At 74.2% G+C, this 23,125-nt stretch carries 18 protein-coding genes and 2 pseudogenes; 10 read left to right on the top strand and 10 right to left on the bottom strand.

Annotated elements, in window-relative coordinates; translation table 11 throughout:
• The first annotated feature begins 303 nt into the window (after window positions 1-303).
• Complete coding sequence (locus tag AC3EVP_RS12235; RefSeq protein ID WP_435129153.1) at window positions 304-3,612, top strand: ATP-binding protein; 3,309 nt, start codon at window positions 304-306, stop codon at window positions 3,610-3,612.
• Between the two features lie 126 nt (window positions 3,613-3,738).
• Here the strand turns inward: AC3EVP_RS12235 and nucS are convergent, their stop codons facing one another.
• Window positions 3,739-4,401: an endonuclease NucS gene (gene nucS / locus AC3EVP_RS12240; RefSeq protein ID WP_335974704.1), complete on the bottom strand. Its 663-nt coding sequence runs from the start codon at window positions 4,399-4,401 to the stop codon at window positions 3,739-3,741.
• 226 nt (window positions 4,402-4,627) lie between these two features.
• Between nucS and AC3EVP_RS12245 the strand changes: the two genes are divergently transcribed.
• A complete protein-coding gene (locus AC3EVP_RS12245; RefSeq protein WP_335974700.1) occupies window positions 4,628-5,020 on the top strand; it encodes an SCO5389 family protein in 393 nt (130 codons plus the stop codon).
• A 214-nt stretch (window positions 5,021-5,234) separates the two neighbouring features.
• On the opposite strand, the gene AC3EVP_RS12250 is transcribed toward AC3EVP_RS12245, so the two are convergent.
• Entirely contained in the window at window positions 5,235-6,260 is a 1,026-nt protein-coding gene (locus AC3EVP_RS12250) for an LLM class flavin-dependent oxidoreductase (RefSeq protein ID WP_335974698.1), read from the bottom strand.
• Window positions 6,261-6,478: 218 nt separating this feature from the next.
• Here AC3EVP_RS12250 and AC3EVP_RS12255 point away from each other — a divergent pair, with 218 nt between their 5' ends.
• The gene (locus AC3EVP_RS12255; protein WP_335974695.1) at window positions 6,479-6,790 is read left to right on the top strand and encodes an ATP/GTP-binding protein; all 312 of its coding nucleotides are present in this window, start codon (window positions 6,479-6,481) and stop codon (window positions 6,788-6,790) included.
• Window positions 6,791-6,852: 62 nt separating this feature from the next.
• Here the strand turns inward: AC3EVP_RS12255 and AC3EVP_RS12260 are convergent, their stop codons facing one another.
• The 5 genes and pseudogenes from AC3EVP_RS12260 to mce form a co-directional block, all read right to left on the bottom strand.
• Window positions 6,853-7,626, bottom strand: a complete 774-nt coding sequence (locus tag AC3EVP_RS12260; protein ID WP_335974691.1) for an ABC transporter permease — start codon at window positions 7,624-7,626, stop codon at window positions 6,853-6,855.
• Window positions 7,627-7,888: 262 nt separating this feature from the next.
• Window positions 7,889-8,866: pseudogene (locus AC3EVP_RS12265) on the bottom strand (ABC transporter ATP-binding protein); the annotation flags it as partial.
• Between the two features lie 101 nt (window positions 8,867-8,967).
• Complete coding sequence (locus AC3EVP_RS12270) at window positions 8,968-9,906, bottom strand: coiled-coil domain-containing protein (RefSeq protein WP_335974688.1); 939 nt, start codon at window positions 9,904-9,906, stop codon at window positions 8,968-8,970.
• 105 nt (window positions 9,907-10,011) lie between these two features.
• On the bottom strand, window positions 10,012-13,569 hold the full coding sequence (gene scy / locus AC3EVP_RS12275) for a polarized growth protein Scy (RefSeq protein WP_435129160.1): 3,558 nt from the start codon (window positions 13,567-13,569) through the stop codon (window positions 10,012-10,014).
• Window positions 13,570-13,810: 241 nt separating this feature from the next.
• Entirely contained in the window at window positions 13,811-14,260 is a 450-nt protein-coding gene (gene mce, locus AC3EVP_RS12280) for a methylmalonyl-CoA epimerase (RefSeq protein WP_335974682.1), read from the bottom strand.
• A gap of 137 nt (window positions 14,261-14,397) precedes the next feature.
• On the opposite strand from mce, the gene AC3EVP_RS12285 reads away from it, so the two are divergent.
• Together AC3EVP_RS12285 and meaB are read left to right on the top strand one after the other, a co-directional pair.
• Complete coding sequence (locus AC3EVP_RS12285) at window positions 14,398-15,609, top strand: acetyl-CoA C-acetyltransferase (protein ID WP_335974677.1); 1,212 nt, start codon at window positions 14,398-14,400, stop codon at window positions 15,607-15,609.
• Window positions 15,610-15,661: 52 nt separating this feature from the next.
• Window positions 15,662-16,627: a methylmalonyl Co-A mutase-associated GTPase MeaB gene (gene meaB, locus AC3EVP_RS12290; RefSeq protein ID WP_335974673.1), complete on the top strand. Its 966-nt coding sequence runs from the start codon at window positions 15,662-15,664 to the stop codon at window positions 16,625-16,627.
• Window positions 16,628-16,723: 96 nt separating this feature from the next.
• Here the strand turns inward: meaB and AC3EVP_RS12295 are convergent, their stop codons facing one another.
• The gene (locus tag AC3EVP_RS12295; RefSeq protein ID WP_335974670.1) at window positions 16,724-18,040 is read right to left on the bottom strand and encodes an MFS transporter; all 1,317 of its coding nucleotides are present in this window, start codon (window positions 18,038-18,040) and stop codon (window positions 16,724-16,726) included.
• Between the two features lie 70 nt (window positions 18,041-18,110).
• Here AC3EVP_RS12295 and AC3EVP_RS12300 point away from each other — a divergent pair, with 70 nt between their 5' ends.
• Window positions 18,111-19,100: an ArsR/SmtB family transcription factor gene (locus AC3EVP_RS12300; RefSeq protein ID WP_335975242.1), complete on the top strand. Its 990-nt coding sequence runs from the start codon at window positions 18,111-18,113 to the stop codon at window positions 19,098-19,100.
• Window positions 19,101-19,184: 84 nt separating this feature from the next.
• Here AC3EVP_RS12300 and AC3EVP_RS12305 read toward each other — a convergent pair whose 3' ends face one another.
• A complete protein-coding gene (locus AC3EVP_RS12305; protein WP_335974666.1) occupies window positions 19,185-19,478 on the bottom strand; it encodes an MTH1187 family thiamine-binding protein in 294 nt (97 codons plus the stop codon).
• Window positions 19,475-19,864 carry a DUF3817 domain-containing protein gene (locus AC3EVP_RS12310; RefSeq protein ID WP_335974660.1) on the bottom strand — a complete coding sequence of 130 codons (390 nt, stop codon included), beginning with the start codon at window positions 19,862-19,864 and terminating at the stop codon, window positions 19,475-19,477. The genes AC3EVP_RS12305 and AC3EVP_RS12310 overlap by 4 nt, the downstream gene beginning before the upstream one ends.
• Window positions 19,865-20,141: 277 nt before the next feature.
• On the opposite strand from AC3EVP_RS12310, the pseudogene AC3EVP_RS12315 reads away from it, so the two are divergent.
• From AC3EVP_RS12315 to AC3EVP_RS12330, 4 genes and pseudogenes are all read left to right on the top strand, one after another.
• Window positions 20,142-20,894: pseudogene (locus AC3EVP_RS12315) on the top strand (DUF2127 domain-containing protein); the annotation flags it as partial.
• A gap of 180 nt (window positions 20,895-21,074) precedes the next feature.
• Complete coding sequence (locus tag AC3EVP_RS12320; RefSeq protein WP_335974656.1) at window positions 21,075-21,713, top strand: AIM24 family protein; 639 nt, start codon at window positions 21,075-21,077, stop codon at window positions 21,711-21,713.
• Window positions 21,713-22,363 (top strand): AIM24 family protein, encoded by a 651-nt coding sequence (locus AC3EVP_RS12325; protein ID WP_335974653.1) that lies wholly within the window; start codon window positions 21,713-21,715, stop codon window positions 22,361-22,363. The genes AC3EVP_RS12320 and AC3EVP_RS12325 overlap by 1 nt, the downstream gene beginning before the upstream one ends.
• A gap of 41 nt (window positions 22,364-22,404) precedes the next feature.
• The gene (locus tag AC3EVP_RS12330; RefSeq protein ID WP_335975238.1) at window positions 22,405-23,100 is read left to right on the top strand and encodes an AIM24 family protein; all 696 of its coding nucleotides are present in this window, start codon (window positions 22,405-22,407) and stop codon (window positions 23,098-23,100) included.
• Window positions 23,101-23,125: the final 25 nt, after the last annotated feature.

The following is a 23,125-nucleotide window of genomic DNA, read 5'->3' on the forward strand; positions in this document are numbered from 1 at the left end:
AGCCGAGCAGGCGGGGGCCGAGCGGCCGGGGGGCCGAGCGGCCGGCATCGGCCGGGCAAAGCGGACGAACGGCGCTGTTCCCCGGTTTTCCGCCGGTACCCCCCGGGAGTTCCCCGCTTTTCCCCGGTGGGGCACCCCGGCACTTCAACGGCGGTGTGCGAACCTTTAGAGTTTGCGCATCGATGGCCAGGAGGCGTGCCACCGCGCACGCCGCAGAGGGGAAACCGGGCGGCGGTCCGTATGCGCGGACCCGCGGCAGCCCGTGACGGCCCCCGCCCGTGACGCACCTTGGGGGCGTACGACATGGATGACACCGAGCGCTTCGAGCCCGTCGAGGGCCCGGACGGCGACGGCGCACACGGCTCCGCGCCGCGGCCCCACGGCCCCGGCTCCGCTGCCGGTCAGCGGCCCGCCGGGGCGTTCGACGCGTTCGCCGCCGGTGCGCCGCGACCGCTCGGCCGGTCCGACCGGCGCCGCCCCGAGGCGCGTCCCCACGGCGGGAACGGTTCTGACAGCCCCGACGGCTTCGACAACCCCGACGGCTTCGACGGTTCCGGTGCCCTCGCCGGGCCGGGGGCCGTCCCGCAGGCACCGGTCGACGAGGCGGACGACGGCCTCGGGCTCGCCGCCGGTGCGGGTGCCGTCGCGCGGCTCGAGGGCGCCGCGAGCTTCGACGCGTTCGGCAACCGCCGCCCCACCCCGGACCGCACGGACGGCCAGGAGCCGAGCGGCGCGGCCGACACGAGTAGTGCGGCCGGCTCGGATGGAGCGGTCGGCTCGGGTGGCGCGGTCGGCGCGGCCGACGCCGATACGGCGGTCGGGCCGGTGGTCGGGGTCGGGCCGGTGGTCGGCGTCGGCTCGGGCGGGGACTTCGGTGCCGTGGCGCCGTACGCCCCCGAGGGGCAGGGCGACCCCGGCACGGGCCTCGTCCCCTTCGGCGGGGACGTGAGCGGGCCGGGCGGACTGGCACCCGCGGACCGCGACCTGAGCGGCGCCGCGCACAGCTCCGGCAGCTCCGGCAGCTCCGACCCGTCCGACGATTTCGACGCCTTCGGCACGTCCGACGCCTTCGGCCGCTCCGCGCGCCAGGGCGGCAGCTTCGACGGGTTCGCCGCCGGCGCGGTCAGCGGCAGCGGCAGCGGCGGGTCCGACGACCGGCTGCCCGCGCTGCGCCAGAGCAGTACCCCCTCGCTGTTCGACGCGACCGCGCCCGTGCCGCGCACGACCCGGCCCGCCCGGGACCCGCTCGCGCCCGACATGGTCGGCAGCAGCGGCCCGAGCAGCAAGGTCGAGCGGGTGGTGGCCGCGGACTACCTGCTCACCATCAACCACGTGGACGGCACCGAGGTCGTCGCCTGCCCGCCGGAGGAGGCGCGGGTGCCGGTGCGCCGCGGCAAGGCCGAGCTGGGCGCGCGTACCGCCGGCGCCCGGCCCACCCCGCCGCCCGGCCCGCCCGGCCCCGAACTGCCGCTGCTGGAGCGTGACGAGGAGCGGGAGCGGGTGATCCGGCTGCTGGCCCGCGGCCGCTCCATACGCGTCACCGGCTCGTCCGGAGCCGGCCGCACCGCCCTGCTGGAGTCCGTGGCCAACGCCTGCGGCGACCTCGCGCCCGACGGCGTGCTGTGGCTGTCCGGCTACCACCGCACCGTCGGCGACGTCCTCCAGGACCTGTACAGCGTCGTCTACGCCGGGGACGGCTACCGGCCCGGCCGCGCCGAACTGCCCGGGCTGCTGCGCGAGGTCGGCGCCGTGGTTGTCGTGGACGACCTGGAGTTCGGCGGCGCCGCGCTGGAGGAGCTGCTCGCCGCGGCCCCCGAGTGCGCCTTCCTGACCGCCGCCACGCCCGACGTGCCCGCACCCGCCGCCGAGTCCGGGGTCGAGGAGGTCCTCCTCGCCGGGCTCAGCCGCGCCGCCAGCCTCGACCTGCTGCACCTGGCCGCCGGACGGCCGCTGGCCGACGACGAGGTGGCGTGGGCGGCCGACCTGTGGTTCGAGTCCGAGGGGCTGCCGCTGCGCTTCGTGCAGGCGGGCGCGCTGCTGCGGCAGCGCGACGTGCTGCGGACGGCCGTGGAGGAGCCCGAGGCGGGGGAGTGGGACGACTCGGTCTGGCGGAAGGGCGCGCCCGCGGCCGACCCGTCCGCGGCGGGCGCGCGGCCCGCGCGGGTCCCGCTGCCCTCGCTCGCGCAGAGCGCCGCCCCCGCGGACCTGCTGGCGTCGCGGCTGAGCGAGGCCGCCCGGGAGGCGCTGGCCTTCGCGGTCGCGCTCGACGGCGAGTGCCCGCACCCCTCGCACCTGCCCGCGCTGGTCGGCGACACCCACGGGGACGCGGCGCTCGGCGAGTTGACGTCGGTGGGGCTCGCGGTGCCGGTCGCCGCGCACTTCCGGCTGGCGGCCGGGGTCGTGGCGCAGCTCGCCCCGAGCCTGTCGGTCGACGGTGAGCTGTCCGACGTCCAGGCGCACACCGCGGCGCTGCACTACGCCTGGTGGACCGGGCACCCCTCGGTCACCCCCGAGCGGGCCACCGCCGAGTCCGAGGCGATCCTCGCGGCGATGACGGCTTGCCGTGACGGCGGGCACGCGAGCGCCGCGGTGCTGCTGGCCCGTACGGTCGCGCCCGCGTTCGCCGCCGCGCTGCACTGGGGCGCCTGGGAACGGGCGCTGCGGGTCGGCCAGGAGGCCGCGCGGCTGTCGGGCGAGGTCGGCGAGGAGGCGTACTTCCTGCACGAACTGGGCGTCCTCGCGCTGTGCGGCGGCAACCTCCAGCGGGCCCGCGCCGACCTGGAGGCGTCCATCGCGCTGCGCTCGGCGCTGGCCGACCGGCAGGGCACGGTCGTCGGCCGCCGTACGCTCGCGCTCGTCACCGACCTGATCGGCGCCGAGGACGCGACGGAGGTGCTGGCCCCGGTGGCCGTGCCGCAGCCGGCCGCCGACGGGACGCTCACGCTGCCCGAACTGGCGCCGCCGGCGCCGCCGGTGCTGATCAGCAGGCCCGCGCCCGCCGCGGTCCCCGCCTCCGCCCCGGCCGGGCCGGGAGTGCGCAAGCTCGCGGCGGCCGGGTCCCGCCGCAATCTCGTGGCCGCGGGCACCGGGGTCCTGATCGCCGCCGTGGTCGGCACGATCGTCACCCTCGGCGCCACCTCGGGCAGCGGCGACAGCCACCCGGACAACCAGGTCAAGCCGATCGAGTCCGTCCAGGAGGACCCGCCGCAGTCCTCGGAGCCCGCTCAGGACACGACGACGGCCGCGCCCTCCACCACGGCCTCCAGCGCCTCCCCGTCGCCCTCCACCACGTCCACCACTGCCGCGGGCACCACCAGCCCCACGGCCGAACCCACCACCACCCCGCCGACCACCCCTTCGACCACCACCAGCCCCACCCATGCGGGGAGCGGCAGCAGCGGCGGGGGCGGTAAGCCGACGACGTCGCCGACGCATCACACCCCGCCCCCCACCACCGCGTCGAGCCCGCCGACCGACACGTCGTCGCCCACCGACAGCCCGACCGGCACACCCACGGACAGCCCGTCGGAGACCAAGAGCCTCAGCGCACCGTCCTCGCCCGTGGCGGACACCCCCACGCCCTCAGCCACCGCCGATTCCCCCGCCCCGTAGGCGAGCAAGCGTACGCACGGTTTTAGAAGGGGCGCGGGAAACTGCGCGACCAGCCCATCACCGGCGGACGGTCCGGGAACCGACAGGACGGGGCAGCCCGGGCGGTCCCGCACCCCCACCCTCACATCAGAACAGGCGGAGCTTGTCGTCCTGGATGCCGCGCAGGGCGTCGTAGTCCAGCACGACGCAGTCGATCCCGCGGTCGGTGGCGAGCACCCTCGCCTGCGGCTTGATCTCCTGCGCGGCGAACACGCCCTTCACGGGCGCGATCCGGGTGTCGCGGTTGAGCAGTTCGAGGTAGCGCGTGAGCTGCTCCACCCCGTCGATCTCCCCGCGCCGCTTGATCTCGATCGCCACGGTGGCGCCGGCGCCGTCCCGGCAGAGGATGTCCACCGGGCCGATGGGCGTGGGGTACTCGCGGCGGATCAGGCTCCAGCCGGCGCCGAGCACCTCCATCCGGTCCGCCAGCAACTCCTGCAAGTGCGCCTCGACGCCGTCCTTGATGAGCCCCGGGTCGACCCCCAACTCGTGCGACGAGTCGTGCAGGATCTCCTCGATCGTGATGATCAGCTGCTCGCCGGCCTTGTTGGTGACCGTCCACACCCCGTCGTCGCCCTCCTTGAGCGAGCAGGGCGGGGACATCCAGTTGAGCGGCTTGTAGGCGCGGTCGTCCGCGTGCACGGAGAGGCTGCCGTCGGCTTTGATGAGCAACAGCCGTGTGGCGGACGGGAGATGGGCGGACAGCCGGCCGGCGTAGTCCACGGAGCAGCGGGCGATCACGAGGCGCATGGTGCGCAACGCTATCCGACCCCGGCCCCGCCCGGAAAATTGGCCGGTTGTGGGTGCCGCCGCCTGGTGCGGCCGCGCAGGTGACGCCTACGGTTGACGTGCCGGGGCCGACCCGCACAGCTTGGGCGGCCTCCGGGCAACATGTCCTCCCGCACGGCGGTTACGGCCGTGCGCGGTGCCCGCAGACCCCCGTCCCGCCGGACGCGTGGTCACGAGAGGAGTACCCATGTCGCTCGACGTCTCACCGGCCCTTCTCGAACAGGCCGAGCGAGGCGAGGTCGACGAGCGAGAGTTCGTCGACTGCGTCCGGACGTCCCTCCCTTACGCGTGGGAGATGATCAGCTCGCTGGTGGCGCAACTGAAGGTCGACGGTGGGGAGTTCGCCGACAATCAGGTGCCGCCGCCGAGTGAGAAGGAGCGCGGCCAGCTGCTGCGCGCGCTGGCCAGTGACGCGATACGCGGCGCGCTCCAGCGGCACTTCGGGGTGCGGCTGGCCTTCCAGAACTGCCACCGGGTGGCGGTCTTCCCGCTGGACCCGGCGGTGGAGCGCAGCCACGCCGAGTTCACCTCGCTGCGGTCGCAGGTGCTGAACCAGTCGCCGGAGCTGCGGGACTGCTGAGGCGTCCGCCGCGCCGCCCGCGCCGGCCGACCCGTTCGCGGGGCCGGGCGGCGGGCGGTCCCGCGCCGGGGCGAGGCGCCTGGTCGCGGCCGGTGCACCGCCGGTGGGGCAGGTCGGCGGTGCACGCTCCGTCGTTGATCGGCAGCCACCCGTAACCGATCAACGGTGCCGCGCACAACCAGGCGTGCGGCGGTGCGGGGCGGTCCACACCGGATCAGGACAGTTCCGGGAGCACCTCGCCGCCCAGCCGGGCGATGTTCTCCATGGTGGCGGCGAGGTCCCCGGAGCCCTCGGCGAGCAGTGCGAAGCGGGTGATGCCGGTGCGTTCCGCGGTGGCGGCGAGCCGGTCGGCGCAGAGCCGGGGCGGGCCCACCGGGTGCAGGTCGCAGAGGAGTTCGGTGTAGCCGTGCGGGTCGCGCATCCGGCGGGGGCTGCCGTCGTAGGTGCGGTGCGCGGCCAGGCCCTCGCGCAGCCAGCCGGGCATCGCCTTGGCCAGCGTCTCCACGGCGTCCGCGCGGCTGTCGGCGACCTGCACCACACCCGCGGAGACATGGCCGGCGGCCGAGACCGCCTCGGGCGGGTGCCCGGCCTCGCGGGCGGACTGCTGCCACATCGCGACCATCGCGGCCTTGTCGTCGTCGCCGCAGTGCATGCCCAGCAGCATCGGCAGGCAGCGGCGGGCGGCCTCGCGCACGGTCCCGGGGGAGGTGCAGGCCACGACCACCGGGGGGCCCGGCTGCCCGTCGAGTTCGTCCGGCCGCGGCACCACGGCCACTTCGGGGAAGGCGTAGCGGGTGCCGCGGGCCCCGACGGCCGGTTCGCGCAGCCAGCGCATCAGCAGATCGAGTGATTCCGGGAAGCCGGTCTCGAAGGCGTCCAGCCCGGCGCCGAAGACCTCCAGGTCCACCCAGGGGCCGCCGCGGCCGACACCGAGGGTGAAGCGGCCGCCGGAGGCGAGGTGCAGCAGCGCGGCCTGCTCGCCGAGGGCGACGGGGTGCACGTTGGGCAGCACGCTCACCGCGGTGCCGACCCCGATCCGGGAGGTGCGGCCGAGCATGAGCCCGGCCAGGGTGACCGCCGACGGGCAGACCCCGTACGGCACGAAGTGGTGTTCGGCGAGCCACACCGCGTCCAGTCCGGCGGCCTCCGCCGCGTCGGCCGTGGATATCGCCCGGCCCAGCGCCTCGCCCTGTCCCTGACCGGGGAACTGGGCCGCGAGGACGAACGTCCCGATCCGCATCACGCACCCCCTTTTCCCCGTCCAACGCCTGGCACGTGCCAAAGGCACGGCCTGGTGCGGGAGTTTTCATGATTTTCGGCAGCGTGTGGGGTGTTCGGCCGGTCCTTGTGCGTACGCGTAACCTGGTGGGAACGGTCCGTCCCCTCCGGCGGCTCGGACCGGTCCGCTGTCGAGCCAGTGCAGCCCGGGTTCCGGCCGGGCAGAGCGCGAGGTGTCCCGTGTCGCCGCGACGTAACCGCCCCTACCAGCGGGAGTCCGCCCAGCAGTGGGAACCCGGCCTGGGCAGTGGCCGGACCGAGCAGTGGCAGGGCGAGGAGTGGGTGGTGCGGCCGATCGCCGGCAGCGCCTCGGCGAAGCACTACCGCTGCCCCGGCTGCGACCAGGAGATCCCGCCCGGCGTCGGCCATGTGGTGGCCTGGCGCGAGTACAACGGCGTGGACGACCGGCGGCACTGGCACCGCGCCTGCTGGAACGCGCGGGACCGCCGCACCAGCAAGGTGCAGCGGTCCCGTAACGCGCCGCGCTACTGAGCCGTCGGCCCGCCTCGGCCCGAAGGAGCCCCGGGGCAGGTCCCGGGCGGACCGGACCGGCCTCAGGCGTCGCGGTTCTTGAGCACCGCGTAGCCGCCGATGAGCACCGCGACCACCCACAGCGCCATGATGAGGATGCCGCCCCACGGGCCGTACGAGGTGTGGTCGCCGTCGCCCGGCACCACCTGCATGATCTTCTGGCCGGCCTGGTCCGGGAAGTAGCGGGCCACCGACTTGACCTTCGGCACCGCGCTCAGGATCGGCGAGACCAGGAAGAAGAACGGCATCAGGATGCCCAGGCCCAGCATCGGGCTGCGCAGCATGGCCGCGGCGCCGACGCAGAACAGCACGATCAGCGTCATGTACAGGCCGGCGCCGAAGACCGCGCGCAGCACGCCGTGGTCGCTGATCGAGGCGCTGTGCGAGCCGAGCAGCGCCTGCCCGACGAAGAACGTCAGGAAGCTGGTCACCATGCCGACGACCAGGGCGAGCACACCGGCGACCGCGACCTTCGAGGCGTAGAAGTGGCCGCGCTGCGGGACCGCGGCGAGCGAGGTGCGGATCATGCCGGTGCTGTACTCGCTGGACATCACCAGCACCCCGAAGACGATCAGCGCGAGCTGGCCGAGGGTCATGCCGAAGAAGCTGGTGTTCGTGGGGTCGAAGGTGGCCCGGTCCGACATGGACATCGAGCTCCACTGGCTGTTGAAGACCGCGCTGATGATCGCGCCCAGCGCGAGGGTGACCAGGAAGGCCAGCGCGAGGGTCCACACGGTGGAGCGCACCGAACGGATCTTGGTCCACTCGGACTGGAGGACCGCGGAGGTGGAAGCCATGTCAGCGACCCTTCTTCTTGCCCTGGTCACGCCACTGCGCGCCCCACTCCGGGGCGCCTGGAGGTGCCGGTGGCGCCTGCGGAGGAGCCTGCGGCGGCGCCGCCTGCCCGCCCTGCCCGGGCGCCTGCCACCCCTGCCCCTGCGGTGCGCCCTGCCCCTGCGGTGCGCCCTGGCCGGGCGCGTACGGGGACTGGCCGTACGGGGACTGGCCGTACGGCGAGCCGCCGTAGGGCGAGCCGGCGTACGGCGGCTGGCCCGCGGGCGCCCCGGGCTGCTGCCCCGGACCCGCGCCGGGCACCGGCGCCCCGGGCCCGCCGGGCGGGGGCGCGCCCACCTGCCCGTGCGCGTGGTACTCCACCGACTCCGCGGTGAGCTGCATGAAGGCTTCCTCCAACGACGCCCGCTGCGGGCTGAGTTCGTGCAGCACCAACTGGTGCTTCGCCGCGAGCTCGCCGAGCGCGGCCGCGTCGCCGTCCGCGATCTCGAACGCGCCGTCGGCCGTCTCGACCGCGGTCTGCCCGCTCCTGCTCAGCAGGTCCCGCAACTGCTCCCGCTGCGGGGTGCGCAGCCGCACGTACGACCGCGAGTTCTTCTCGATGAAGTCCGACATCGAGGTGTCCGCCATCAACCGCCCGCGGCCGATGACGATCAGATGGTCCGCGGTCAGCGCCATCTCGCTCATCAGGTGGCTGGAGACGAAGACGGTGCGGCCCTGGGCGGCCAGACCCTTCATCAGATTCCTGATCCAGTGGATGCCCTCCGGGTCCAGTCCGTTGACCGGCTCGTCGAACATCAGGATCTCCGGATCGCCCAGCAGCGCCCCGGCGATGCCCAGCCGCTGGCCCATGCCGAGCGAGAAGCCCTTGGACCGCTTCCTGGCCACCGCGCTCAGCCCGACCGTCTCCAGCACCTCGTCCACCCGGTGCCGGGGGATGCGGTTGGACTGCGCCATGCACAGCAGGTGGTTGTACGCGGTGCGGCCGCCGTGGATCGCCTTGGCGTCCAGCAGCGCGCCGATGTACTTCAGCGGCTCGCTGAGCTGCGCGTAGTGCTTGCCGTCGATACGGACGTCGCCGCTGGTGGGGTTGTCCAGCCCGAGCATCATGCGCATCGTCGTGGACTTGCCCGCGCCGTTCGGCCCGAGGAAGCCCGTCACCACGCCGGGGCGCACGGTGAAGGTCAGATGGTCGACTGCGGTCTTGTCCCCGTACCGCTTGGTGAGCCCCTGCAACTCAATCATGCGCCCGAGGCTACTTCAGAACGCACAACCCCCGCCCGAGGAGAGGGCGGGGGTTGTGGAAAAACAGGCCGCCGACCGCTGTCGGCAGGTAGAACCGCAGGTCAGCGGGACTGCTGCGCCGGAACGCCACGGGAGACCGGCTCGTCGTCGGCGGGGGAGCCCGCCGCGGCGACCGCGGCACCCGTCAGCGTCGCCAGCATCTCGCGGACGTTGGTCAGCTGGGCGTTGATGCTGTCGCGGCGGTTGGTGAGCGCCGCCAGCTCGCGCTCGGACTCGCTGCGAATCCGGTCGGCCTTGGCGTTCGCGTCCGCGACGATGTCCTCGGACTGGCGCTGCGCGGTCTCCACCGTCTGGCGGGCCCGGCGCTCCGCGTCGGTGCGCAGCTTCTCGGCCTCCAGCCGCAGCTGCTCCGCGCGGTGCTCGATCTCCGCCAGCCGCTTCTCCGCCTTCGCCTGACGGGACGCCAGGTCCCGCTCGGACTGCTCACGGCGCTTGGCGAGGTTGGTCTCGAAGTCCGCGGCGGCCTGGGCGGCCTTCGCGCGGGTCTCCTCGAACAGCGCGTCGGCCTCCTCGCGCTTGGCCGAGGCGTCCTTCTGGGCGTCCGCGCGCAGCTGCGTCGCGTCGCCCTTGGCCTTGTCGACGATCCGCGCGCCCTCGTCCTCCGCCTTGGCCTTGCGGTCGGCGGCGAACGACTCGGCGTCGCTGCGGACCTGGGCGGCGGCCGACTCGGCCAGCTCGCGGTGCTGCTCGGCCGCGCGCCGGGCCTCCTCGCGCAGGTCCTTCGCCTCCTCCTCGGCGAGGCGGAGGATCTTCTCGACCCGGGCACCGAGGCCCGCGTAGGACGGCTCGGAGTCGGTGACCTGGGCCTGGGCGTTCTGGGTTTCGAGGTGCAGCTCCTCGATGCGCTTCTCCAGCGCGGTGATGCGGGTCAGCGCGCTGTCGCGGTCGGCGACGAGTTTGGTGATGCGGTCGTCCACCTGTCCGCGGTCGTATCCGCGACGCACGAGCTCGAAGCCGAAGGGGGAGGAAGTGTCGCTCATGGGGTTCCTGTCGATGATTCAGACCGGTGAGGTGATAGGGGGAATCCTAGGGGCCGCGGCGGCGTGTCACCGGGCCATTGCGTATTCGGTATGGAGAATGTCCGCTCAATCGAGTGGCGCCTCGTCGGCACGCTTGCCGCCGGTACGGGTGGCGGGAATGCCCGCGCCGGCCGCGACCGCGTTCTTGCCGCCCCCGCTGCCGGGTGCCTCGAACGACTCCAACGCCTCCAGCACGTCCTGGACACGGGAGATCTCCGCGTTGATGTCCTCCCGGCGGCGCACCAGGACTTCCAGCTCTCGTCTGCCCTCGGACACGATCCGCTCGGCCTCGGCACGGGCCTCGCTCCTGACCCGCTCCGCCTCGCGTTCGGCCGCGGCCTTCTTCGCCTCCGCCTCCTTGAGCAGGCCCTCGACCTTCTTCACCGCGGCGATCCGCACCTTGCTCGCCTCGGACGTCGCGGTGCTCTTGATCTCGGCGGCCTTCGCTTCCGCTTCCCCCAACTGCTCGGTCGCGGCGGCCACCAGCTTGTCGACGCGCTCCCCGACCACCTTCATGGCCTCGGCGGCCTCCTTGCGGGCCCGCTCGTGCAGCTCCTCCACCTCGGACTCCACCCGCTGCCGCAACTCGGCGGTGCGGTTACGGGTGTTGGTGGCGTCGTTGCGCGCCTCGGCCAACAGGTTATCGGCGTCGGTACGGGCCCGCTCCACCATCGCGTTGCCCTCGTTGGTGGCGTCGGCGACGATCCGCTCCGCCTCGCCGCGGGCGGCGCCCACCATCGCGTCGGCATGCTGCTCGGCCGCGGCCTGCGTCTTGACCGCCTCCGCCTGCGCCTTGCCGATCAACTCGTCGGCCTGCTCGGCGGCTTCGCTGCGCCGCTTGTTCGCCGCCTCGCGCGCCTCGTCCAGCACCCGCTGCGCCTGCGCACGCGAGTCCTCGGCGTTCTGCTCGGCGCTCGCCAGCGCCTCCCGGGCCTGGGCGCCGAGGCGTTCGGCCTCCTCCCGGGCCTTGCCGACCAGCTGGTCGGCCTGGTTCGCCGCGTCGGTGCGCATCCGGTTCGCGTCACCGCGGGCCTCCGACCGCAGCCGGTCGGCCTCCTCGATCGCCTCGCCGACGGTGCGTTCGGCCAGCGCGCGGGCCGCGTCGGCCTCCTCGTTCGCCTCGCGGCGCACCCGTGCGGCGTCCTCACCGGCGCGCTCCCGCTCGGAGTTGGCGTCGGCGTGCAGCCGGTCCGCCTCGCCCTGCGCCTCGGCCCGCAGCCGCTGCGCGGCGTGCTCCGCGGCCGACCGCAGCCCGGCGATCTCCTCCTCGGCCTCCTGCCGCAGCCCCGCGACCGAGTCGCGCACCTGCTGCGCGGTGCTCTCGGCCGCACCCACCAGCTCCGCGGCCCGCTGCTCCGCCTCGGCGACCAGCCGGTCCGCCTCGGTACCGGCGTCCTCCACCCGCTTGCGGGCCGCGGCGAGCAACTCCTCGCTCTCCCGGCGGGCCTGGGTGCGCTCCTGCTCGGCCTCGGTGCGGGCAGCGCCCAGCACCTCCTCGGCCTCCCTGCGGCGGCGGGCCGCCTCCTCCTGCGCGGCGCTCAGCGCCTCGGCGGCCTCCACCCCGATCCGCTCGGCCGCGGCCGCGGCCTCCGCGCGCAGCCGGTCCGCGGTCTCCTGCGCCTCGGTCCTGCGCTGCTCGGCGTCGGCGGCCGCGTCGGCCTGCAGGCGTACGGCGACGGACTCGCCCTCCGCGCGGGTCTGCGCCGCGTCCGAGGCCGCCTCGTCGCGCAGCCGCACCGCCTCCGCCTCGGCCTGCTCCTGGAGCGCGCGCACCCGCTCGGCGGTCTCCGCCCGCAGCCGCTCGGCCTCCTCGGCGGCCTCCGCGCGCAGCCGGTCGGCCTCGGCCGCCGCCTCGCGCAGCGCCTCCTCGGCCGCGGCCACCCGCGCCTCGGCCTCCGTGCGCAGCCGGGTCAGGTCCTCCTCGGCCTCCGCGTGCAGCCGGGCCGCGGCCGCCTCGGCCTCGGTACGGGCGTCGGCGAGGGTCTGCTCGGCCGCCGCCCTGGCCGCCTCGGCCTGGCGGACCGACTCCGCGTGCAGCTCCTCGGCCTCCTCGCGGGCCTGCCGCAGCGCCTCCTCGGCCTTGGCGTTCAGCGCCGAGGCCCGCTCCACGGACTCGGTGCGCATCCGGTCGGCCTCGGTGGCCGCGCTCTGGCGCACCTCGTCGCCGTCGGCCTTGGCCTTGGCGAGCAGCTCCTCGGCCTTGCTCGCCGCCTCCTCGATCTGCCCGACCGCCTCGCGCCGCGCCTCGCCGCGGATGCGCTCGCCCTCGGCGACAGCGTCGGCCCGCAGCTGCTCGGCCTCGCCGCGCAGCCGCCGGGCCTCCTCCTGGAGCTCGACGGTCCTGGCGCGGTACTCCTCGGTGTCGTCCTGCGCGGCGCCGCGCAGCTCCTGCGCGGACGCCTCCGCCTCGGCCCGCAGCCGCTCGGCCTCCGCGTCGGCCTCGCGCCGGATGCGCTCGGCCTCCTCGGCGGCGGCCTTCGTGGCGGAGCGGGCGTCCTCCGACGCCTTGGTGAGGATCTCCTCGGCGGACCGGGCCGCCTGGGCGAGCTGCGCGGCCGCGTCCTCGGTGGCCTTGGCGCGGGCGCTCTCCTGCGTCTCGGTCCTGATCCGGTCGGCCTCGGCGCGGGCGTCGGCGATGGTCTGCTCGGCCTCCGCCTTGGCCGCCTCGGCCTCCTTGGTGGCCTCGGCGACCATGCGGGCGATCTCGGCGCGCGCGGTCTTGGTGCGCTGTTCGTTCTCCGTCTCGGTGGCCGCCAGCCGCTTCGCGGCCCCTGCCGCGGCCTCCTCGCGCAGTTTCTCGGCCTCGGCGCGGGCCTGCCGCAGCGTCTCCTCGGCGCTGCGGGCCCGCTCGTCGGCGAGCCGGGACAGCTCGGTGGCGCGCGAGCGCGCCTCGTCGGACTCGCTGCGGGAGGTGGTGCGCAGCTGCTCGGCCTCGCTGGCCGCCTCGGCGGCCTGCGCGGTGGCGCCGGCCAGCAGCCGCTCGGCGTCCGCGCGCGCCCGGCGCAGCAGCTGCTCGGCCTCGGCGCGGGCCGTCTCGGCCTCCCCGGCCAGCCGCTGGGCGGTCTGCTCGGTGATCCGGGCGGCCTCCGCGCGGGCGGCGGAAAGGGCCGCCTCGGCCTCCGCGCGGGTCTCGTCCATCAGCCGCCGGGCCTGCGACTCGCTGCGGGCGCGCAGCTGCTCGGCCCAGGCCACGTTCTCGTTGACGTGGGTCTCGACGGTGGCGCGCCGCTCGGCCAGCTCCTCGTCGAGCTGGCGGCGGCGGGCGATCGCCTCGGCGTGCCAGTCGGACTCGAACCGCGCCTGGTGCTCGGCCTGCTCCTGGAGCAGCCGCTGGGTCTGGGCGCGGGCCTCGCGCAGCTCCCGCTCGGCGTCGGCCCGCAGCTGGTCGGCCTGGATCTGGGCGTTGCGGAGCAGCTGGTCGGCCTGGTGGCCGATGTTGTCGTAGGCGGGACGGGAGGCGAGGTTGCGGCGTGCCTCGTGCAGCTTGGCGCGCAGCACCTCGACCTGGTAGCCGAGGTCGTCGGCGTGATCGACGGCCTTGCCGCGCTCGGTACGCAGCCGGTCCATCTCGGCGTCGAGTCGAGAGAGCTGGTCGTCAGCCCGGTAGCTGTCGTTGCCCCGCACTCCGCGGTCCCATCGGTCTCCTGGCGTCCTCACCCGCCAACCGGGTGAGATTCTCCGCAGCTCCGTTTCGAAAGAACGGAGCCGTACGGAGAATGGTGTCAGATCAGCGTCGCGGAGCGGGAGCGTACCCAGGAGCGTGCTCCCGGCCGCCCACCCCGGTCGGCCTCCGGTCACTCTACCGGGCGGCACCGGGGTTGGGTCAGTGGTCTCGGGCCTGTTCGGCGGTCCGCAGGCGGGATCGCTAGTGCTCGTCGTGGGCCGCGGGGGTGCCCGGGGCGGAGGTGACCAGCTCGGTGAGGACCCCGTGGCAGTCCTTCGGGTGCAGGAAGGTGATCCGCGAGCCGGAGGTGCCGTGCCGCGGCTCCTTGTAGAGCACGCGGACGCCCTTGTCGCGGACGGCCTCGGAGTCGGTGTCGACGTCGTCGGTGCCGAAGGCGATGTGGTGCACGCCCTCGCCGTTCTTCGCCAGCCACTTCCCGACCGCGGAATCCTCCCGGGTCGGCTCCAGCAGTTGCAGGTAGGAGGCCCCGCCGTCGTCCGTCCCACTGATCCTGATCATGGCCTCGCGAACGCCCTGCTCCTCGTTGACCTCGGTGTGCTCCACCTCGAAGCCATAGGTGGCACGGTAGAACTCGACGGTCGCGTCCAGGTCGAAACAGGCGATCCCGATGTGGTCGATGCGCGTCAGCATGCGACCAGTTGACCGTACGCGCGCATGGTCACGCAACGTGCGCGCCATCACACGTTCCGCCTCGTGACCCGGAGGCTACCGCTCAGTACATTGACGGTAACCCTCGTTAACCTCTCTTCTGTCGAAGGGGCCGCACCATGAGCAGTCAGGAAGCCCGCACCTCCGTGATCGTCGCCGGCGCCCGCACCCCGATGGGGCGGCTGCTCGGCAGCCTGCGCGCCTTCTCCGGCGCGGAGCTCGGCGGCATCGCGATCAAGGCCGCGCTGGACCGGGCCGGCATCGCCGGCGACCAGGTCGAGTACGTGATCATGGGGCAGGTGCTCCAGGCCGGCGCCGGCCAGATCCCGGCCCGGCAGGCGGCGGTCAAGGGCGGCATCCCGATGAGCGTGCCCGCGCTCACGGTGAACAAGGTGTGCCTGTCGGGCCTGGACGCGATCGCGCTGGCCGACCAGCTGATCCGGGCCGGCGAGTTCGATGTTGTGGTGGCCGGCGGCCAGGAGTCGATGACCAACGCGCCGCACCTGCTGCCCAAGTCCCGCGAGGGCCACAAGTACGGCGCGATCGAGATGCTCGACTCCATGGCGTACGACGGGCTGACCGACGCCTACGACGAGATCGCGATGGGCGCCTCCACCGAGCGGCACAACACCCGGCTGGGCATCGAGCGCGCCCCGCAGGACGAGTTCGCCGCGCTGTCGCACCAGCGGGCCGCGGCCGCCCGGAAGAACGGCCTGTTCGACGCGGAGATCACCCCGGTGGAGATCCCGCAGCGCAAGGGCGAGCCGGTGGTCTTCTCGCAGGACGAGGGCATCCGCCCGGAGACCACCGCGGAGTCGCTGAGCCGGCTGCGGCCCGCCTTCGCCGGCGCCGACGGGGCCGGCACCATCACCGCCGGCACCTCCTCGCAGATCTCCGACGGGGCCGCCGCGGTCGTCGTGATGAGCCGCGCCAGGGCCGAGGAGCTGGGGCTGCCCTGGATCGCGGAGATCGGCGCGCACGGCAACGTGGCGGGGCCGGACAACTCGCTCCAGTCCCAGCCCTCCCACGCGATCGAGCACGCCCTCGGCAAGGCCGGGCTGACCGTCGCCGACCTCGACCTCATCGAGATCAACGAAGCGTTCGCCGCCGTGGCCGTGCAGTCCATGAAGGACCTGGGCGTGACACCGGAAAAGGTGAACGTCAACGGCGGCGCGATCGCGCTGGGCCACCCCATCGGCATGTCCGGCGCCCGTATCGTGCTGCACCTGGCACTCGAACTGAAGCGGCGCGGCGGCGGCACCGGTGCGGCGGCCCTGTGCGGCGGCGGCGGGCAGGGCGACGCGCTGATCATCCGGGTGCCGGGCAACTGACGTCGCACGGGGCGCCGCGGGGCGCGCCGGGTCGAGAGGGAGAGCACGCGCGGTGAGCCACGGACAGGACGTCGGGACGCTGGTCGAGCAGGCACGGGCGGGGCGGCCGCGCGCGGTGGCGCGGCTGATCTCGCTGGTGGAGGGCGACTCCCCGCAGTTGCGCGAGGTGATGGCCGCGCTCGCCCCGCTCACCGGCGGCGCCTATGTCGTCGGGCTGACCGGCTCGCCCGGCGTCGGCAAGTCCACCACGACCTCGGCGCTGGTCAGCGCGTACCGCAGGTCCGGCCGCCGGGTCGGCGTGCTCGCGGTGGACCCGTCCTCGCCGTTCTCCGGCGGCGCCCTGCTCGGCGACCGGGTGCGGATGTCCGAGCACGCCTCCGACCCCGGCGTCTACATCCGCTCGATGGCCACCCGCGGCCACCTCGGCGGCCTGGCCTGGGCCGCCCCGCAGGCCATCCGGGTGCTGGACGCCGCCGGGTGCGACGTGGTGCTGGTGGAGACCGTCGGCGTCGGCCAGTCCGAGGTGGAGATCGCCGCCCAGGCCGACACCTCCGTGGTGCTGCTCGCCCCCGGCATGGGCGACGGCATCCAGGCCGCCAAGGCCGGCATCCTGGAGATCGGCGACGTGTACGTGGTGAACAAGGCCGACCGCGACGGCGCCGACGCCACCGCCCGCGAGCTGAACCACATGCTGGGCCTGGGCGAGGCCCGCGCACCCGGCGACTGGCGGCCGCCGATCGTCCGGACCGTCGCCAGCCGCGGCGAGGGCGTCGACGAACTCCTCGACGCGCTCGACAAGCACCGCGGCTGGGCCGAGGAGCGCGGAGCCCTCGCCGACCGGCGCCTCGAGCGCGCCGCCCGCGAGATCGAGACCATCGCGGTGACCGCGCTGCGCCGCCGCATCGGCACCCTGCACGGCGACGCCCGCCTCTCCGCCCTCGCCGCGAAGGTCACCGGCGGCGCCCTGGACCCTTACGCGGCGGCGGACGACCTCGTCGCGGGCCTCACCGAGGCGTAGCGAAGCGCTTGTACGCGCGGAAGCTTACGCCCGTAAGGTCACGGGTCGTACGGCTACCGGCCGTACGTTTGCGGCCGTAGCTGTACGCCTGTAAGTTCACGCGGGTTCGCCCTGCGGGGCGGATGCCTCCACCGGCGGGACGGTCCGGCGCACCGCCCGCAGCACCAGCAGCACCCCCGCCGTCCCGACCAGCCCGCCGCCGCAGACCACCGCGTACGGCGGCAGCGCCTCGGCGACGGCGCCCGCGGCGGTCATCCCGACCCCCTGAAGGGTCATCAGCCCGGTGCCCAGCAGCGTCATGGCGCGGCCGCGCATCTGCGGGGGCACCGCCTCCACGAACCACCGGTCCATGCCCAGCGCGTAGGCCCCGCACAGCCCGGTGACCATCAGCAGCCCGACCGCCACCGGCAGCGGCGGGTGGAACGCGAACGCGGCCAGCGGCAGCAGGGCGACGCCCGCCAGCGGCACCGTGATCCGGTCCCTGGTCGCCGGGCCGAGCAGCGAACCGGCCACCATCTGCCCGACGACGGTCCCGACGGGCATCGCCGCCAGGAAGATGCCGTAGCCGACCGAGCCGGCCCCGGCGTCGGACGCGAACGGCACCGCCACGCCCTCGGCGACCCCGAAGAACATCGGCGGCACCCACCACATCAGCAGCAGCGCCCTGATCCGCGGGTGCGACAACAGCCGGCCGCTGGCGGCGAGCGACTCGCGCATCAGCGCCGTGCCCGGGCCGCCGCGCGCGGGCCGGCGCAGCGTGCCGAACCGCAGCAGCAGCGCCGAGCACAGGAACGTGCACACCGTCACATAGAGCGTCTCGCGCGGGGACAGCCACGCCACGACCGCGCCGGCCACCCCGAAGCCGACGATCTGCGAGGACTGGGAGACCATCGAGATCAGCGAGCGGCCCAGCACGAACAGGTCCCCGGTCAGGATCTCCGACAGGCTCGCGCCGCGGGTGCCGGTGAACAGCGGCGAGATGATCGAGACGCCCATCCGCAGCACCAGCAGCGCGGCGACCGGCATCCCCGGGATCACCATCAGCCCGACGCAGGACGCCGACAGCAGGTCGCAGGTGACCAGCACCCGGCGGGCCGGGGCGCGGTCGGTGATGCCCGACAGCAGCAGCCCGCTCAGCGCGTACGGCAGCGTGGTCAGCGCGAAGACCAGCGCGGTCAGCAGCGCCGAGCCGGTCTGTCGGAACACCAGGACCGCCAGGGCCACTTCGCAGAAGACGGTGCCGAGCATGGAGAGCACATGGGCGGCGAACATCGCCCGGAACTCCCGGACCGCGAACACCGCGCCGTAGCCGGCGCTTTCGTTCTCCCGCTCCGTGGTGCCGGAGGAGTGGCCCGAGTCCGCCGACGGGGAGGGGTGCTCCCCGTGCGACGGGTGCTCGCTGTCCGTTGTCATGACATCACACTGGTGGCAGGGGCCCCACCCGTCGTAGTCTTTCGGCTGCTGCCGAATCTTGGGGGGTGTGGTGTCGTCGCGCCTGCGGTTCACCGCCGACGAACTGCTGCGCTGCCGCTTCGCGATCTCGCCGCTGCGCGAGGTGCAGGGAGCGATCCGGACCCTCTCCCACCCCGACCGCAACGGCTACCACCTGCCGTGGCTGCGCCAGGTCCGCACGGCAGTCGCGGGCCTGGATCTGAGCGCGTTCCGGCTGCTCGCCCCGGTGGGCGGCCACGGCCCGGGCTTCCTCCACCCGGTGCCGGCACTGCCGTTGGCCGCGCTGGAGGACGAGACCGCCGCGATCAGGGCCACCGGCCCCGACCTCGCCCGGCAGCAGATCGCCGAGGCGCTGGCCCAGACCCCGGGCGCGGCCGGTACCCGGCGCGGCCGCGCCATGCTCGCCGACCCGGCCGGCACCGTGGGGCAGTTGGCGGCGCTCTACGAACACGTGTGGACCGCGCTGCTCGCGCCGCACTGGCCGCGGCTGCGGGCCGTCCTGGAGGCCGATGTCGCCTACCACGCACGGCGGTTGACCGACGGCGGCATGCAGCGGCTGTTCACCGGGCTGCACCCGCTGCTCAGCTGGTCGGACGGGGCGCTGGCGGTGGGCGGGGCGCTGCCCGAGACACGGCAGCCGGCGACCGAGGGCGGCCTGGTGCTGGTGCCGAGCGTCTTCTTCTGGCCCGAGGCGGGCAGCGCGTTCGACCCGCCGTGGCAGCCGACCGTGGTGTATCCCGCCCGCGGGGTCGGCGGCCTGTGGGCGCGCAGCGGGCCCAGCGCGTCCGCCGCGCTGGTCCGGCTGCTGGGCGCCAACCGGGCGGCGATCCTCACCGGGCTCGACGCCCCGACCACCACCACCGCCCTCGCCCACCGGCACGAGTTGGCGATGTCCTCGGTCTCCGCCCATCTGGCGGTGCTGCGTGACGCCGGGCTGCTCAGATCCCGCCGCTACGGCCACCAGGTGCTCTACGAGCGCACCCCGCTGGGCATCGCGATGGCGACCGGCGGCCTGCTGTAGCCGTACTACTGCCCGCACCCGTACCCGTACCCGTACCGCCCGGCGTACGACCGGGCCGTACGTACGGCGAGCCCCGCCGCGCCCTCACTGCGCGAGGAAGCGCTCCACCGTCTCCACCTTGGAGGTGAGCCCGTCGGTCACCGAGGGCCGGATGTCGGCCTTGAGCACCAGGGACACCCGGGGCGCGCGGGCCTCGACGGCGGCCACCGCGCGCCGCACCACGTCCATCACTTCCTCCCACTCGCCCTCGATCGAGGTGAACATCGCGTCGGTGCGGTTCGGCAGCCCGGACTCGCGGACCACGCGCACCGCGTCCGCGACGTACTCCCCGACGTCCTCGCCGACGCCGAGCGGGGTCACGGAGAAGGCGACGATCACGCGGAGGTCACCGCCTCGGCGTCCGAGGCGTCGGACGCGTCCGGGCCGGCCGCGCCCTGCTGCTGCGCGGCCCGGGCCACCGCCACCGCGCGCTCGCTCTCCTTCGCGAGCATCCGCTCCGCGAAGAACCCGCCGGTCGGCAGCACCGACAGCACCAGGTAGAGCGCCGAGCGGCCCAGCGGCCAGCGGGCCCGGTTCCAGGCGTCGGCCCAGAACAGCACGTAGATGATGAAGAGGATGCCGTGCACCATGCCCATCACGGGCACGGCGTTGAAGTCCGTGGTGCTCTTGAGCACCACGCACACCAGCAGGATCACGAAGGACGCCGCCTCCGGGGCGGAGATCAGGCGCAGCCTGCGCAGAGCGGCGGCGGTCTTGAGTTCCACGGGAACCTCGCTGTCGGGACGGTCGTGCGGGGCCGCCGCCGGGCGGCCGGGGCGGATGCGTAGCTCTTGTGAAGGCGATCACAAAGGCGTTTCCATTATCACCGGACCGTATCGATGACCGGTGGCCGGGGTCGGCAACCGTACGGCGGGCGATAACGTCCCAGTCCAGGGAGCGCGGCCGGGCCGGAGCCCCGGCGCACCGCCCGGGCGGCCCTCCTGCCTGGAGCTTTCCGCCCACCTTCCGTTGCCGAGCGACGACCCACGGGGACCGACACCGATGAGCAGAGACTGGAACCGCAGGCACTGCGCCAGCAAGGGACACATCACCTACGCACCCGACGAGCCGGCCTTGCGCGAACTGCTCCAGGCGCCGACCGCGCTGGGCACCGTGTGGCGCTGCCTGCGCTGCGGGGACTTCGTCCTCGGCGAGCCGCACGGCTCCGGGCCGGCCGACCGGGCGCCGCTGGTGCCGCGCGGCCGGGCGCTGCGCGACCTGTTCATCCTGCGCTTCCTCGCCGTCGAGCGGGTGCTGCGCGGGGTGCTGGTGATCCTGGCCGCCTGGGCGGTGTGGAAGTTCTCCAACTCCCAGGACGCGGTGCGCCGCCTCTTCGAGCAGGACCTCACCGTCTTCCGCCCGGTCGCGAACCACTTCGGCTACGACCTGGACCACTCGCCGGTCGTCGACACCATCCAGAAGACCTTCGACTACAAGAAGTCGACGCTGCACGTGGTGGCCGGCGGTCTGCTCGGCTACGCGCTGATCGAGACGGTCGAGGGCGTCGGGCTGTGGTTCGGCAAGCGCTGGGCGGAGTACCTGGCGGTGGTCGCCACCGCCGCCTTCCTGCCGATCGAGGTCTACGAACTGACCGAGAAGATGAGCTGGTTCAAGGTCGGCACCCTGGCGCTGAACATCGTCGCGGTCCTCTACATCCTCGTCGGCAAGCGGCTGTTCGGGCTGCGCGGCGGCCACGCGGCGTTCGAGGCGTCCCGGCGCGAGGAGTCGCTGCTGGAGGTCGAGGCGGCGGCCGGCGCGGTCGACACCGCGGGCACCCCCGCCCGTACGCCCGCCGCCAGGGCCGGTGCCGGGCTGCCGGGCGCCGCCGCCAAGCCGCCGCTGCCGGTCCGGCACCCCGGCGCCTCTCCGGGCCCGGCCTCGGCTTCCTCGCCTTCCCCGGCCTCGCCGGCCTCGTCGGCCGATACCGTGTGAGCCATGGCGAACTTCCGGCTCCAGGGCACCCGTGTGCTCGCCGTGGACCTGGCGGGTGAGGCGGTCAAGGCGAAGAACGGCGCCATGGTCGCCTACGACGGCGAGATGACCTTCAAGAAGATGACCGGCGGCGGCGAGGGCCTGCGCGGCCTGATGACCCGCCGGATCACCGGCGAGTCGATGGCCGTCATGGAGGTCAAGGGCCACGGCACCTGCTACTTCGCCGACCGGGCCACCGAGATCAACCTGGTGCGGCTGGGCGGCGAGAAGCTCTACGTCGAGGCGTCCAACCTGCTGGTCACCGAGCCGTCGCTGCGCACCGGCACCACCTTCACCGGGCTGCGCGGCGCCTCCCAGGGCAACGGCCTGTTCACCACCACCGTCGAGGGCACCGGGCAGGCCGCCATCCTGTCCGACGGGCCCGCGATCGTGCTGCGGGTCACCGCGCAGACCCCGCTCGTGGTGGACCCCGGCGCGTACGTCGCGCACACCGGCGGCCTGCGCCAGCAGCTCCAGACGGCGGTCGGCTGGCGCACCCTGGTTGGGGAGGGCTCCGGCGAGAGCTTCCAGCTCCGCTTCGAGGGCGAGGGCCTGGTCTACGTGCAGCCCAGCGAACGCGACACCGTGGGAGGGCAGCTGTAGTGCCGTTCACCCGGATCAACTCCAAGATGGTCGAGGCGGCCGTGGCGCCCGGGCAGCGGCTGTTCAGCCAGCGCGGCGCCATGCTCGCCTACCGCGGCCAGGTCACCTTCACCCCCAGCATCGTCGGCGGCCAGGGCGGGGTCATGTCGATGATCGGCCGCCGCGTCGCGGGCGAGGCGACCCCGCTGATGACCGTCGAGGGCTCGGGCTCGGTGATGTTCGGGCACGGCGGCCACCACATCCACACCGTGGACCTCGCCGGCGAGACGCTCTACGTGGAGGCCGACCGGCTGCTCGCCTTCGACGGCTCGCTCCAGCAGGGCACCATGTTCATGGGCTCGCAGGGCGGCGTGATGGGCGTGATACGCGGCCAGGTCACTGGGCAGGGCCTGTTCACCACCACGCTGGCGGGCAAGGGCTCGGTGGCGTTCATGGCGCACGGCGGCGTCATCGAGCTGCCGATCACCGCGCGCGGCCCGGTGCACGTCGACCCGCAGGCGTACGTCGCGCACCGCGGCGACGTCCGCAACAAGCTCACCGCGGCGATCGGCTGGCGGGAGATGGTCGGCCGCGGCTCGGGCGAGGCGTTCCAACTGGAGCTGTCCGGCAGCGGAACGGTCTACGTGCAGGCGTCGGAGGAGAAACTGTGAGCTACCCGCCCCCGCCCCCCTCGCCCCCGTCCCGGCCGCCGCTGCCGGGCACACCGCCGTCCGGGCCGGTCGTCCACGACGCGTGGACGCTGCCCTCCGGCGACAACGTCAACCCCTATGCCTTCAGCGTGGCCCTGGACGGCCAGTGGTTCCTGCAGAAGGGGAAGATGATCGCCTACTACGGGCAGATCGACTTCCAGGGGATCGGCGCCGGGCCGCTCGACCACCTCATCGCGGCGAACTTCCACTCCCCGACGCACGCCGCGGACTGGGTCGTCGCCCAGGGCCGCGGCAAGATGCTGCTCGCCGACCGGTCGTACGACATCAACTCCTATGACCTCGACAACGGCAACCTCACCATCCGCTCGGGCAACTTGCTCGCCTTCCAGCCCGGGCTGTCGCTGAAGCAGTCGATCATCCCCGGCTTCCTCACCCTGATCGGCACCGGCACGTTCGTGGCCGCCTCCAACGGCGCCGTGCACTTCGTGGAGCCGCCGATCCGGGTGGACCCGCAGGCGCTCGTCGGCTGGGCCGACTGCCCCTCGCCCTGCCACCACTACGACCACGCGTACCTGCGCGGCGTGCTCGGCGGCATCCGGGCGCTCACCGGGATCGGGGGCGCCTCGGGCGAGGAGCACCAGTACGAGTTCGTCGGCGCCGGGCAGGTGCTGCTCCAGTCCACCGAGTCGGTGCTCGCGCAGCGCGCGACCGGCGCGGAACCGGCGCCCGGCACGTAACCCGCACGCCCCCGGGCTCGTTCCA

The sequence above is a fragment of the Actinacidiphila sp. bgisy144 genome (assembly GCF_057708105.1).

What these genes read in the sequence shown, in the direction of transcription:
- AC3EVP_RS12235 (WP_435129153.1), top strand. Translation starts at nt 304, where the DNA reads ATGGATGACACCGAGCGCTTCGAGCCCGTCGAGGGCCCGGACGGCGAC.
- nucS (WP_335974704.1), bottom strand. Translation starts at nt 4,401, where the DNA reads ATGCGCCTCGTGATCGCCCGCTGCTCCGTGGACTACGCCGGCCGGCTG.
- AC3EVP_RS12245 (WP_335974700.1), top strand. Translation starts at nt 4,628, where the DNA reads ATGTCGCTCGACGTCTCACCGGCCCTTCTCGAACAGGCCGAGCGAGGC.
- AC3EVP_RS12250 (WP_335974698.1), bottom strand. Translation starts at nt 6,260, where the DNA reads ATGCGGATCGGGACGTTCGTCCTCGCGGCCCAGTTCCCCGGTCAGGGA.
- AC3EVP_RS12260 (WP_335974691.1), bottom strand. Translation starts at nt 7,626, where the DNA reads ATGGCTTCCACCTCCGCGGTCCTCCAGTCCGAGTGGACCAAGATCCGT.
- AC3EVP_RS12270 (WP_335974688.1), bottom strand. Translation starts at nt 9,906, where the DNA reads ATGAGCGACACTTCCTCCCCCTTCGGCTTCGAGCTCGTGCGTCGCGGA.
- mce (WP_335974682.1), bottom strand. Translation starts at nt 14,260, where the DNA reads ATGCTGACGCGCATCGACCACATCGGGATCGCCTGTTTCGACCTGGAC.
- AC3EVP_RS12285 (WP_335974677.1), top strand. Translation starts at nt 14,398, where the DNA reads ATGAGCAGTCAGGAAGCCCGCACCTCCGTGATCGTCGCCGGCGCCCGC.
- AC3EVP_RS12295 (WP_335974670.1), bottom strand. Translation starts at nt 18,040, where the DNA reads ATGACAACGGACAGCGAGCACCCGTCGCACGGGGAGCACCCCTCCCCG.
- AC3EVP_RS12320 (WP_335974656.1), top strand. Translation starts at nt 21,075, where the DNA reads ATGGCGAACTTCCGGCTCCAGGGCACCCGTGTGCTCGCCGTGGACCTG.